The organism is Allobosea sp. Tri-44 (assembly GCF_004123845.1).
Lineage (GTDB): Bacteria > Pseudomonadota > Alphaproteobacteria > Rhizobiales > Beijerinckiaceae > Allobosea.
The window spans coordinates 23,950-36,680 of sequence record NZ_NBDP01000023.1; the positions used below are offsets into that span (position 1 = coordinate 23,950).

Sequence of the window (12,731 nt, forward strand, 5' to 3'; positions counted from 1 at the left end):
GGCACGGTTCCGCTGACCCAGCGGCAACCGGCCGTTATTTTGCGTCTGTCAGAGCCCCGCCTGCGCCTTCACATAGGCCGCGATCTCGGCATGCGTCGCGAACCAGACATCGCCCTTCGCCTTGGCGTGGCGCACCAGTTCCTCGAGGATCCAGAAGCGCGAGCGATAGGTGATGATGTGCGGATGCATGGTGAGCAGGAAAAGCCCGCCTTCCGCATAGGCGCCGTCGAATTCGCGCTTGAAGATGTCGAACACCGCCTCGGGCGCCGTATAGGGTCGCAGCGCCTGGAAGCGGTTCATGTTGAAATAGACCGCATCGTCGCGGATCCACTCGACCGGCAGTTCGACCATGCCGGTCGGCTCGCCCTTCTCGATCAATTCATAGGGGTCGTCGTCGGCGAAGAGTGAGGAATCGTAGATCAGGCCGAGCTCGCGCTCGATGGCGAGCGTCACCTCGGAAAAATCCCAGGACGGCGTGCGCATGCCGACCGGCCTGACGCCTGTGATCTTCTCCAGCGTATCGGCCGAGCGCAAATGCAGTTCGCGCTCCTGGTCGGGCGGCACCGCGGTGTTGACCTCATGGATCCAGCCATGCAGGCCGATCTCGTGGCCTTCCGCGACGACGCGGCGCTGCTCGTCGGGATAGAGCAGCGCGGTCACCGCCGGAACGAAGAAGCTCGCCTTGATCTCCTCGCGCGCCAGCATGGAGAGGATGCGCGGCATGCCGACGCGGTTGCCGTACTGGCCCCAGGACAGCCGGCCGACCGACTTGCCGCCATCGCGCAATTCGTTGGTCTCATGGTCGACGTCGAAGGAGAGCGCCACGGCGCAGCGCGCCCCGCCCGGCCAGCTTTTCGGCTTGAGATTGCGGCCAGCACGGACCTGCTCGACCTTGCCGCGCCAGGTCTCCTCCGGCCATTGCCAGGGTTGGAGCTGGGTCATGTCGATTCTCCTCTAGCATCGGACCGAAAAGTGGATTCCACTTTTCGGAAGAATCCGATGCGATAACAACGTGATAGATCATCGTGATCGCGTCCGTTCGGACACGCGATGATCTATGCTCACGCAGCCGCCTCGGGCAGTACCGGCACCGCCGCGAGCAGCCGCTTGGTGTAGTCGTGCTGCGGGTTGTCGTAGACCTCGCCCGCCGGCCCCTCCTCGACGATGCGGCCGCGATACATCACCGCGACCCGGTCGCAGAGATGCCTGACCACCGAGAGGTCGTGCGAGATGAAGATCAGGGTCAGACCGAGCTCGGCCCGCAGGCGCATCAGCAAATTGATGATCTGCGCCTGGATCGAGACGTCGAGCGAGGCGACCGGCTCGTCGCAGACGACGAGATCGGGCTGCATGGCGAGCGCGCGGGCGATGGCGACGCGCTGGCGCTGGCCGCCGGAGAACTGGTGCGGATAGCGGTCGGCGAAGGCCGGATCGAGCCCGACCGCGGCGAGCCAGTCGCGGACATAATCGCGAGCACCGGCCTTGCCGACGAGACTATGGGCGAGCGGGCCTTCGGCGATGCCGTCGCCGATGCGCATGCGCGGATCGAGCGAGGCGAACGGGTCCTGGAAGATGGTTTGGATGCGGGTGGTGAGCTTGCGCGCCTCCTGCCCCTCGCTCATCACCGGCCAGCCCTCGAAGCGGACAGTGCCTGATGACGGTGCGTAGATGCCGGCAGCCATGCGCCCGAGCGTCGACTTGCCGGAGCCGGATTCACCGACCAGCCCGAGCGCCTCACCGCGCGGCACGGTCAGGCTGACCTCGTCGACGGCCATCACGGCGGGAGGGGGCTGCACGAGGCCAAGTTTCACGCCGAACCCGCGCAGCACGCCGGGCCGCGTCTCGAAGCGCTTGCTGACGCGATCGGCAACGAAATAGGCCGCGCCGGGCACCTGCGCGGCGACCGCTGCCGCCGGCTTGCGGGCGGGCGGAGCCGCATCGGGAACGCCGCCGCCGCGCAGCAGGAATTCACCGGGCTTGGCGCGCGAGGGCAGCGCATCGAGCAAAGCGCGGGTGTAGGCGTGTTGCGGGCGCGTCAGCACGTCGAGCACCGGCCCAGCCTCGACGATCTTGCCGAGCCGCATCACCGCGACGTGCTGGGCGATCGAGGCGACGGTGGCGAGGTCATGGCTGATCCAGATCAGCGCCGTCCCGAGCTCGGCGACGAGCTCCTTCATCTCGACGAGAATCTCGGCCTGGATCGAGACGTCGAGGGCCGTGGTGGGCTCGTCGCAGATGATCAGCTTTGGGTGGTGCAGCAGCGCAATTGCGATCGCGACGCGCTGGCGCATGCCGCCGGAGAGCTGGTGTGGGTAATAGTCGACGGTCGCCTCGGGGCGCGGGATGCGGACCTGGGCAAGGCCTGCGATGGCGCGCCGACGCGCCTGCGCAGCGGAGACCTTTTCGTGCGCTTCGAGCGCCAGCCTGATCTGCTCACCGATGGTCAGAACCGGATTCAGCGTCATCAGCGGGTCCTGGAAGACCATCGAGACGACGCGACCGCGCAGCTTGCGCAACTCATCCGGCGGCAGACCGACGAGTTCGCGGCCATCGAGCTTCACCGAACCGCCGGCGACGCGACCGGGCGGATCGATCAGGCCGATGATCGAGAAGCCGGTGACACTCTTGCCCGAACCGGATTCGCCGACGAGCCCCATCACCTCGCCGCGCCGAAGCGAGAAGGACACGCCATCGACCGCCTTCACCACGCCGGCACGGGTGAAGAACTGCGTGGTGAGGTCGGCGACCTCGAGCAGCGGCGCTGCGGCCGCGCCAGTGCTCATCGCTTCAGCCTCGGATTGACCTGGTCGCGGATCTGGTCGCCGACCAGGTTGATCGCGACGATCAGCAGGATCAAAGCGAGGCCCGGATAGATCGAGATCCAGTAGCGGCCCGACAGCATGTACTGGAAGCCGTTGGCGATCAGCGATCCCAGCGAGGGTTCGGTCACCGGCAGGCCGACGCCGAGGAAGGAGAGCGTCGCCTCGAGCGCGATGGCGCTGGCGACCTGCACCGTCGCGACCACGATTAGTGGCGGCAGGCAATTCGGCAGGATGTGGCGCCAGATCACCTGCCGCGCCGGCAACGGTGTCGAGAGAGCAGCCTCGACATAGTCCTTGCCGCGTTCGGCCGAAGCCGCGCCATGGGCGGTGCGGGCGAAATAGGCGTATTGCGCTGCGACCAGCGCGGTGATGAGCTGCGCCTTGCCCTGGCCGAGCAAGGCCGAGATCACCAGCGCCAGCAGGATCGCCGGGAAAGCGAGCTGGAGATCGATGACGCGCATGATGAAGGCCTCGCGCCGCCCGCCGACATAGGCGGCGGAAATGCCGAGCGTGACACCGATAGCGAAGGCGATCGCGCCGGCGACCAGCCCCATCTGGAGGGAAATGCGCAGACCGTAGAGGATGGCCGAGAGCAGATCGCGCCCCTGCGCGTCGGTGCCGAGCCAGTGCGTATAGCCGCTGGAGCCGACATAGCCGGGTGGGCGGCGCGCGTCGGAGAGGACGAGATTGGCGAGATCGTAAGGGTTCTGCGGCGCGATCAGCGGGGCAAGCAGGGCGACGCCGATCATCACGACGACGACGATGAGCGCTGCGACGGCGACGTGGCCCTCCCTGAACTCGTTCCAGAAGCGGGCGATCGGCGTTTCCGTCCGCATCACGCCCGTCCCTTTCGCAAGCGCGGATCGAGCGCGAAATAAGTCAGGTCGACCAGGAAGTTGATCATGATGAAGACGAAGGCGACCAGCATCAGATAGGCGACCATTACCGGCCGATCGAGCGACTGGATCGAATCGATGATCAGCTTGCCGATGCCGGGCCAGGAGAAGATCGTCTCGGTCACCACCGCGAAGGCGAGCGTCGAGGCGAATTCGAGGCCGAAGACGGTGACGAGCGGAATCGAGATCAGGCGCAACACGTGCCGGCGCAGGATGACGCTCTCCGAGATGCCGGCGGCCCGGGCGAACTTCACCGTGTCGGTCAGCATGATCTCGCGCGTGCCGGCCCGTGCCAGGCGTGTCATCAGCGCGAGCTTGAAGAAGGCGAGGTTCAGCGCCGGCAGGAAGAGATGCGAGAGCCCGTTGAGGGTCAGGAAGCTCCACTCGACGCCGAAGAGCAAGGCGGTCTCGCCGCGCCCGCCGGCCGGCAGCCATTGCAGCTCGACGGCAAAGGTCATGATCAGGACGAGGCCGATCCAGAAGGTCGGCACCGAGAAGCCCAGAATGGAAAGCGCCATGATCGTCTTGGAGAGGACACTCTCCGGCCGGTAGCCGGCATAGATGCCGGCGGGAATGCCGATCAGCGCCGCGCTCAGCACGGCCGCGAGGGTCAGTTCCAGCGTCGCCGGCAGGCGCGACAGGATGAGCTGGAGCACCGGCATGCCGAAGACGAAGGAGCGGCCGAAATCGCCGTGCAGGACACGGCCGAGAAAGGTGAAATACTGCTCCCAGAGCGGTCTATCGAGACCGTAGCGGGCAATGGTTTCGAGCCTGATGTCCTGGCTGACATCGGGGCCAATCAGCACGTCGATCGGGTTGCCGATCGCATAGACGCCGACAAAGACCAGCACCGACATGACGAGCATGACGGCGAGGGCTTGCAGGATACGCTCGGCGATGTGGGTCAGCATCGATGCCGTCCCATGGAGAATCTCACGGCCAGGTCTCGACCATGGCGGCGCGCGTCTCCTCGACCCCGACCGCCCAGAGCGCCAGCATCTCCTCGTCCGGGCGCTGATAGCGGCCGTGGAAATTGCCGTCGCCGAGGATCTCGCGTTTCCGCTGCGGATTGGCGGCGTGATAAAGCGCAGCGTTGAAGGGCGGTTTCACCGCATCCGGCAGGGTTACGCCCTCGAGGCGGGTCCAGGGGAAGTTCTCCATCCAGGAGGCGTGCGAGGCGGCCGGATCGACCGCCTTCACCGCTGCCTGGAAGCGCGGGCCGGCCCACCAGTTGTGCATCTTGACGCTGGCGTCGGGGCGCTTGCCCATCCATTCGATCACCGCCGTCATCACTGGCGAATTGCCGCCATGGCCGTTGACGAGCACGATACGGCGGAATCCGGAACGATAAACACCCTCGAGCAGATCCTCGATCAGCGCAATGTAAGTGGTCATCCTGAGCGAGATCGTGCCAGGATAAGCGGTGAAGCCCGGCGTCATGCCATAGGCCTGCACCGGGAAGACCGGGATGTCGAGCGGCTCGGCCGCCTCGGCCGCGACGCGCTCGGACAGGATCGCATCAGTGGCGAGGCTCAAATAAGCGTGTTGCTCGACGCAGCCGAGCGGCAACACGCAGCGATCGTCGCGCTTCGCCTGCTCTTCGATCTGCATCCAGTTCATCTGGGCGACGAGCACGGTGCTGATCCTTGCGTTTCGGCGAGACCGCGTCATCCTTGACAGCGGTATAAGAGACCGTCAAGTTCCATATGGAACTAAATAGGATGTCCGAGATGGCACGCGCCCCGACTTCCTTGTCCAAACTCGATCGCGACCGGGAGGTGGCGCTGCGCGAGCTCGATCCGCTGATCGTCACCAAGCTCTGGGACAATCCCTGCTGGCTGTCCTTCCGGCTGAATTTCATCGCCTTCCGCTTCAACGATCCGGTCTACCGCTGGATCGAGACGCGCTACGGGCTGGTGCGGCCGGAATTCGTCGCGCTTTACGCCGTCGGACTCAAGGGCGGCGTCGCGGCCAAGAATATCGTCTCCTCCTCCGGCCTGCCGAAGAACACGCTCTCGCGCGCGATTCAGAAGCTGCTGCAGCGACGGCTTCTCAAGCGCGAGACCGATCCGGACGATTTGCGCAGCTATGTGCTGGCGCTGACGCCGGCCGGACGCGCCATCTTCGACGAGACCATGCCGATGATGGAGGGACAGCAGACCGCGATGCTGTCCGCCCTCACGGAAGCCGAGCAGAAGCAGCTTTGCGAACTGATGGACAAGATGGTGATCGCCTCCTCGACCTGGCCTGCCGATCTGGAACCCGAAGGGACCTCAACATGACCAAGCCGCTGTCGCACCGGTCCCCGCTCTGGCGGACCGTCGCCCTCGCCGCCCTCATCGGGCTGCCGCTCTCCGGCGCCGCAATGGCGCAGACGCTGACGATCGGCGTCCGCGCCGGCCCTGAATCGATCGACCCGCACTTCACCGCGACCGGCACCCATGCCGAGGCGCTGAAGCATGTCTTCGACACGCTGACCTGGTCGGGCGACAAGCTGCAGATCGAGCCGCGCCTCGCCTTGAGCTGGAAGGCGATCGAGCCGAGCGTCTGGGAGTTCAAGCTGCGCCCCGGCGTCAAGTTCCATGACGGCTCCGACTTCACCGCCGAGGACGTCAAGTTCTCGATCGAGCGCATTCCGGTCGTCGCCGGCCCCAACCCGACGACGATCTATGTCCGGCGCGTCAAGGAGGTGAAGATCGTCGATCCGCTCACCGTCCACATCGTCACCGACGGGCCGGCGCCGAACCTGCCGAACGATTTCATCCGGCTGTTCATCGTCTCGCACAAGGCGGCGGCCGGGCTGACCAAGGACAATGCCAACGACGCCTTCAACACCGGCAAGGCGGCGATCGGCACCGGTCCCTACAAGTTCGTGTCCTGGACGCCGAAGGACCAGCTCGTGCTCGAGCGCTTCGACGGCTACTGGGGCGAGAAGGAGCCGTGGCAGCGCGTGCTGCGCAAGGAACTGCCGAACGACGCCGCCCGCGTCGCCCAGCTCAAGGCCGGCCAGGTCGATATCATCGTGCGCGCACCGGCCTCGGACGTGCCGACGCTGAAGCGCGACACCAAGCTCTCGGTCACCACCATCGACACGGTCTATGTCTTCAACATGGAGCTCGACATGCGGGACAAGTCCCCGCAGGTCAGCGCCAAGGATGGCTCAGCCCTGCCGAAGAACCCGCTGCAGGACGCCAAGGTGCGCGAGGCGATCGACCTCGCCATCGACCGGCCGGCGCTGGTGGAGATCGCGATGGAAGGGCTCGGTTCGGCCGTCAGCCAGCTGGTGACGCCCGATATCGCCGGCTACAACAAGAGCCTGCCACCGCTGAAGCCGGATCTCGCCAAGGCGAAGAAGCTGATGGAGGAGGCCGGCTATCCGAACGGATTCAAGGTCTCGTTCTCCTTCACCAATGACCGCCTGCCGGGCGATCGCCAGGTCGGGACCTCGATCGCGCAGATGCTGGCGCGCATCGGCATCGAGGTGAACGCCAACGCCCAGCCCGGAGCGGTCTTCTTCCCGGCGCGGACCCGCGGCGAGTTCTCGCTGGCGATGTCGGGCTGGGGCACGCTGACGGGCGAGGCGAACTACACGCTCTCCTCGGTGGTGCACTCGAACGATCCGGCCAAGAAGCTCGGGGCCTTCAACGTGCTCGGCTACAAGAACGCCGACCTCGACAAGCTGATCGAGGACGCCGCGATCGAGATGAACGAGGCCAAGCGCAACGATCTGCTGGCTCAGGCCAACGCCATCGTCGCCAAGGACCGGCCGCGCCTGCCGATCCTCGCCGTCGGCTCGGCCTGGGCGATGCAGAAGGCCAAGGTCACGATCCGCCCGCGCGTCGACGAGGACACGCTGGCGATGGACATCAAGCCTGTGAAGTGAGGCTCCCTTTCCTTCTCCCCTCCGGGGGAGAAGGTGTCTGCAAAGCAGACGGATGAGGGCAGTGCGACCGGGTGAGGCGGCTTTCGGCTTGCCCGTCCTTCCCTCATCCGTCAGCGCTTCGCGCTGCCACCTTCTCCCCCGAGGGGAGAAGGATTTCTCGCCAAGGATTTCATCATGACCATCGCCCTCGCCATCCATGGCGGCTGCGGCACCTTGCCCAAGGCCGAGATGTCCGACGCCGAATGGGCCGAGGCCAAGGCCCATCTCGCCAAGTCCCTGCGGGCCGGCTGGGCGATCCTGAGCAAAGGCGGCAGCGCGGTCGACGCGGTCGAGGCCGCCGTGCTGGTGATGGAGGACTCGGTCCATTTCAACGCCGGCCATGGCGCCGCCTTCAATGCCGATGGCGAGCATGAGCTCGACGCGTCGATCATGGACGGCGCGACGCTGGCCGCCGGCGCGCTCTGTGCGGTCAAGCGCATCCGCAATCCGGTCAGCGCCGCAAAGGCGCTGATGCATCACGGCGACCCGCTGCTGCTGACCGGGCCGGCGGCCGACGCCTTCGCCCAGACCGAAGGGCTCGATATCGTCGAGAACGAGTATTTCTCGACCGAGCGGCGGCGCAAGAACCTCGCCTCGATGAAGATCCGCGAGCTCGTCGGCACGGCGGACGAGGCGAGCGAGGCCGAGAAGCACGGCACCGTCGGCGCGGTCGCGCTCGACGCCAACGGCCATCTGGCGGCTGCGACCTCGACCGGCGGCTACACCAACAAGCCGCCTGGACGCGTCGGCGATTCCCCGATCATCGGCGCCGGCACCTATGCCCGCGACGGGCGCTGCGCGGTGTCGGGTACCGGCAAGGGCGAGTTCTTCATCCGCTACTGCATCGGCCACGAGATCGCGTCGCTGATCGGCTATGCCGGCCTCTCCCTGAAGGAGGCATCCGATCGCGCCATCGCCGAGTTGACGACGCACAGGATCGGGGCAGGCCTCGTCGCCATCGGCGCCGACGGCACGATCGTCGCGCCGCACAACACCGACGGCATGTATCGCGGCTGGGTGACGCCGGACGGGCTCGTCCATGTCGGAACCCATGCCGATGTCGAGGTGATGGGGCAGGCATGAGCGACGAACCGATCCTGATCTGGGGCGCCGGCGCGATCGGCGGCACGCTCGGCGCCTATTGGGCAAGGGCCGGGGTGCCGGTGCTGCTGGTCGACATCGTCCCCGAGCATGTCGAGGCCTGCCGGACATCAGGGCTTGCGATCACTGGGCCGGTCGAGGAGTTCCGTCAGGTCGTGCCGGCGGTGACGCCGGATGAGCTGACCGGCAGTTATTCGCGCATCGTGCTCGCTGTGAAGGCCGGCGCCACCGAAGCCGCGCTCGCCGCCCTGAAGCCGCATCTCGCCGCCGATGGCTTCGTGCTCTCGGCCCAGAACGGGCTCAACGAGATCGTCATCGCCAAGGCGATCGGCGAGCAGCGGACGATGGGCTGCTTCGTCAATTTCGGCGCCGACTGGCATGGGCCGGGCGAGATTCTCTACGGAAATCGCGGCGCCGTGGTTGTCGGCGAGCTCGACGGGGCGATGACCGACCGGGTGCGCGAGATGCACCGGCTGCTCGCGCTGTTCGAGCCGGGTGCGATCCTGACCGACAACATCTACGGTTATCTCTGGGGCAAGCTTGCCTATGGCGCGATGCTGTTCGGCACGGCCCTGACCAATGACTCTATGTCGGCGAACTTCGCCGATCCGGAGCGGCTGCCGGTCTGGCTGGCGCTCGGGCGCGAGGTCGGCGCGGTCGCCGCAGCACGCGGAGTGAAATCGCTCGGCTTCGGTGATTTCGATCCGTTGGTCTTCGCGCCGGGCGCACCCGAAGGCCCACAGGTCGAGACGATCGCCTGGCTCGCCGACTACACCTCCAAGACGGCCAAGACCCATTCCGGCATTTGGCGCGACCTCGCCGTACGCAAGCGCAAGACGGAAGGCCAGCCGCAGATCGGCATTATCTCGGCGCTCGGCCGCGAGGTCGGCGTCGCCACGCCGGCCTTGGAGCTTCTGGTCGCCCTGATCCGCGACATCGAGGACGGGCGCCGTCCGATGTCATCAGACACGCTGAAGGTATTGATCGACCAATGCAGATCCGCTTCGACGGCCGCGTAGCCCTCGTCACCGGCGCAGCGCAAGGTATCGGCCGCGCCATCGCCGCCGCACTTGTCGAGGCCGGCGCCCGCGTTCATCTCGCCGATCTCGATGCGGACGGCGTCGCCGTCAGCGCTAAGGCGCTCGGCGCGAGCGCCCATGTCGCCGATCTCGGCGGCCCGGAGGCGACGCGGGAGCTGGTCGACGCGATCCTCGCCACCGAGGGGCGGCTCGATCTCCTGGTCAATGCCGCCGGCGGCGTGCGCGGCCAGGTCGGCCGGCCGATCGAGGAGATTTCCGAGAGCGATTGGCGCACCGTCTTCGCCGCCAATGTCGACGCCGCCTTCTTCCTGTCGCAGGCGGCCGCTCCCGCGATGAAGCAGGCCGGATACGGCCGCATCGTCAACATTTCCTCGGGCGCCGGGCTGCGGCCGAGCCTGACCGGCATCCAGGCCTATGCCAGCGCCAAGCACGCTTTGGTTGGCTTGACCAGGCAGCTCGCCTGGGAGTTCGGCCCGCATGGGATCACCGTGAATTCGGTCGCGCCCGGCTTCGTCCGCTCCAATCCGGCGACCGAGCGGCAATGGGAATCCTATGGCCCGGATGGCCAGAAGCGGCTGATCGAGGGCATCCATACCCGCCGGCTCGGCACGGCTGAGGACATTGCCCATGCCAGCCTGTTCTTCCTCTCCGAGCAGGCAGGCTGGATCACAGGGCAGATTCTTTCGGTCGACGGTGGGCGCTCCTGAGCACGGCCTGCCGCACGCCTGACGTGCAGTGAGCCGGCTGCGAACCGCGCTTCGTCACAGTTCTGCATTGAGCGCCCCTTAAGTCGCCCCGATTGGCAAGGGCGCGAATCGCAATGCGCGGGGAGGAATAACGTTGGAGCGCAGTTTCGATCTCGCCATTGTCGGCGCCGGCATCGTCGGCCTCGCCCATGCGCTTGCAGCGGCGCAGCACGGGCTGAAGGTCGTAGTCATCGACCGTGATGCGCAGGCGAACGGCGCCTCGATCCGCAATTTCGGCTTCATCACGGTGACCGGCCAGCAGGCGGGCGAGACCTGGCGGCGGGTGAAGCGCTCGCGGGATGTCTGGGCCGAGGTCGCGCCGAAAGCCGGTATCGCGATCGCCCATGCCGGGCTGTGTACGACCTCGCGCCGGCCGGAGGCGACCGCTGTGCTCGAAGCCTTCCTCAAGACCGAGATGGGTGAGGGCTGCGATCTGGTCACCGGCTCCGCGCTCGGCGAGCGTTTCCCCTTCCTCGTCGGCCAGGAAGCGGCGCTGTGGAGTCCGCATGATCTGCGCGTCGAATCGCGCGAGGCGATCCCGCTGCTCGCCGCTCATCTCGAACGCGATCTCGGCGTCACCATCCTGCGCCGGACCACAGTTCACGGCGTCGCGCTGCCGGTGATCGAGACCTCGGCCGGGCCCTGGCGCGCTGAGGCCGCGATCATCTGCCCGGGCGACGATTTCACCGGTCTCTATGCCGATGAGCTCAAGGCTGCCTATCCCGAGCTGACACGCTGCAAGCTGCAGATGCTGCGGGTCCGGACCGCGGCCACCGGCCCCGATTTGCCCTGCGCGGTGATGTCCGATCTCTCGCTGGTGCGCTATCTCGGCTATGCCGAGCTGCCGGAGGCCGCGTCCTTGCGCGCCCGGCTAGAGCGCGAGCAGCCGGAGCAGCTCGCCAACGGCATCCATCTGATCACTGTCGCCTCCGCCGACGGGACGCGCGTCGTCGGCGATTCCCATCACTATGCCGCGACGCCCGATCCGTTCGGCGATACCGATGTCGATGAATTGATCCTCGACGAATACGCGGCGGTGTTCGGCGCCCGCCCGCCGGTCGAGGCACGCTGGCTCGGCACCTATGCCAGCCTGCCCGACCGGCCGATGCTGCGCGAGACGGTCTCCGACCGCGTCGGCCTCGTCATCGTGACCTCGGGGACGGGAGCGTCCACTTCCTTCGCCATCGGCGAGGAGACCATTGCGGAGATGTTCGGATGAGCGCTCAGTCCCTGCTTCCCTTTCACGTCGTCAAGGCGGTGGTGCTCGACTGGGCCGGTACCGTCGTCGATTTCGGCTCGCGCGCGCCGATGGGCGCCTTTGTCGAGGTTTTCGCCCGCTTCGGCGTCACGATCACGATTCCCCAGGCGCGCGGCCCGATGGGTCTGCCGAAGCGCGCCCATATCGCTGCGCTGATGGCCGAGCCGGCGATCGCGCAGGCCTGGCGGGCAAAGCATGGCGAGGTACCGGGCGAGGCCGCGATCGATGCGGTCTATGAGCAATTCGTGCCACTCAACGCGTCCGTCGTCACCGACTACGCCGATCTCATTCCCGGCGCCGCCGACAACATCGCCAACCTGCGCCGGCGCGGGCTGAAGATCGGCTCGACCACCGGCTATACCCGCGAGATCATGGAACGGCTGCTGCCGGCCGCGGCGGCGCAGGGCTATGAGCCCGACAACCTCGTCTGCGCCGGCGACCTCGCCGAGGGCCGCCCGAGCCCGCTGATGATGTATCGCTGCTTCGCCGATCTCGGCGTCTACCCGCCCTCCAGCGTGATCAAGGTCGACGACACCGAGCCCGGCATCGCCGAAGGCGCCGCTGCCGGCACCTGGACGGTGGGGCTTGCCGTCTCCGGCAACTGTGTCGGCCTCTCGCTGGCCGAGTGGAACGAATTGCCCCTGCTCGAGCAGCAGAAGCTGCGCGGCGAGGCAGCGGCAAAGCTACGGGCGGCCGGCGCCGACTATGTCATCGACAGCATCGCCGAGCTCGTCGGCGTGGTCGAGGCGATCGAGGCGACACTCGCCGCCCGGCAGGGCGTAAAGCAGTCGGCCTGACACTCTGCTGGCCGACCCAATGGTGCGCCGCTCAAGCGGGCAGCAGCGCCGCCTGTTTTTCGACGATTGACAAACTGCGAAACGCAGCGGAGATTTCATACGCATACAAACGAATTTCCACCCCGGCTTGTTGCATCGCACTACACTGG

Annotated in this window: 12 protein-coding genes; 7 read left to right on the forward strand and 5 right to left on the reverse strand. The window is 66.7% G+C overall.

Translation table 11 applies throughout. From position 1 onward, the window contains the following. Positions 1 to 48 precede the first annotated feature (48 nt). The 5 genes from B6S44_RS15215 to B6S44_RS15235 form a co-directional block, all read right to left on the reverse strand. Entirely contained in the window at positions 49 to 942 is an 894-nt protein-coding gene (locus tag B6S44_RS15215; RefSeq protein WP_129157741.1) for a polysaccharide deacetylase family protein, read from the reverse strand. Positions 943 to 1,061: 119 nt separating this feature from the next. Further along, entirely contained in the window at positions 1,062 to 2,783 is a 1,722-nt protein-coding gene (locus B6S44_RS15220) for a dipeptide ABC transporter ATP-binding protein (protein ID WP_129157742.1), read from the reverse strand. Beyond that, positions 2,780 to 3,658, reverse strand: a complete 879-nt coding sequence (locus B6S44_RS15225; protein WP_129157743.1) for an ABC transporter permease — start codon at positions 3,656 to 3,658, stop codon at positions 2,780 to 2,782. The genes B6S44_RS15220 and B6S44_RS15225 overlap by 4 nt, the downstream gene beginning before the upstream one ends. Continuing rightward, positions 3,658 to 4,629 (reverse strand): ABC transporter permease, encoded by a 972-nt coding sequence (locus B6S44_RS15230; protein WP_129157744.1) that lies wholly within the window; start codon positions 4,627 to 4,629, stop codon positions 3,658 to 3,660. Before B6S44_RS15230 ends, B6S44_RS15225 begins: the two co-directional genes overlap by 1 nt. A 22-nt stretch (positions 4,630 to 4,651) precedes the next feature. Further along, complete coding sequence (locus B6S44_RS15235; protein WP_129157745.1) at positions 4,652 to 5,353, reverse strand: creatininase family protein; 702 nt, start codon at positions 5,351 to 5,353, stop codon at positions 4,652 to 4,654. Positions 5,354 to 5,448: 95 nt separating this feature from the next. On the opposite strand from B6S44_RS15235, the gene B6S44_RS15240 reads away from it, so the two are divergent. From B6S44_RS15240 to phnX, 7 genes are all read left to right on the forward strand, one after another. Then, entirely contained in the window at positions 5,449 to 6,000 is a 552-nt protein-coding gene (locus B6S44_RS15240; RefSeq protein ID WP_164985839.1) for a MarR family winged helix-turn-helix transcriptional regulator, read from the forward strand. After that, a complete protein-coding gene (locus B6S44_RS15245) occupies positions 5,997 to 7,601 on the forward strand; it encodes an ABC transporter substrate-binding protein (RefSeq protein ID WP_129157747.1) in 1,605 nt (534 codons plus the stop codon). The genes B6S44_RS15240 and B6S44_RS15245 overlap by 4 nt, the downstream gene beginning before the upstream one ends. A gap of 171 nt (positions 7,602 to 7,772) precedes the next feature. After that, complete coding sequence (locus B6S44_RS15250) at positions 7,773 to 8,723, forward strand: isoaspartyl peptidase/L-asparaginase family protein (protein WP_129157748.1); 951 nt, start codon at positions 7,773 to 7,775, stop codon at positions 8,721 to 8,723. Next, the gene (locus tag B6S44_RS15255) at positions 8,720 to 9,760 is read left to right on the forward strand and encodes a ketopantoate reductase family protein (RefSeq protein ID WP_129157749.1); all 1,041 of its coding nucleotides are present in this window, start codon (positions 8,720 to 8,722) and stop codon (positions 9,758 to 9,760) included. The genes B6S44_RS15250 and B6S44_RS15255 overlap by 4 nt, the downstream gene beginning before the upstream one ends. Then, entirely contained in the window at positions 9,733 to 10,488 is a 756-nt protein-coding gene (locus B6S44_RS15260) for an SDR family NAD(P)-dependent oxidoreductase (protein WP_129157750.1), read from the forward strand. The genes B6S44_RS15255 and B6S44_RS15260 overlap by 28 nt, the downstream gene beginning before the upstream one ends. Positions 10,489 to 10,621: 133 nt before the next feature. Then, positions 10,622 to 11,746, forward strand: coding sequence for a TIGR03364 family FAD-dependent oxidoreductase (locus tag B6S44_RS15265; protein ID WP_129157751.1), 1,125 nt, complete (start codon positions 10,622 to 10,624; stop codon positions 11,744 to 11,746). Then, a complete protein-coding gene (phnX, locus tag B6S44_RS15270; protein ID WP_129157752.1) occupies positions 11,743 to 12,582 on the forward strand; it encodes a phosphonoacetaldehyde hydrolase in 840 nt (279 codons plus the stop codon). The genes B6S44_RS15265 and phnX overlap by 4 nt, the downstream gene beginning before the upstream one ends. Positions 12,583 to 12,731 lie beyond the last annotated feature (149 nt).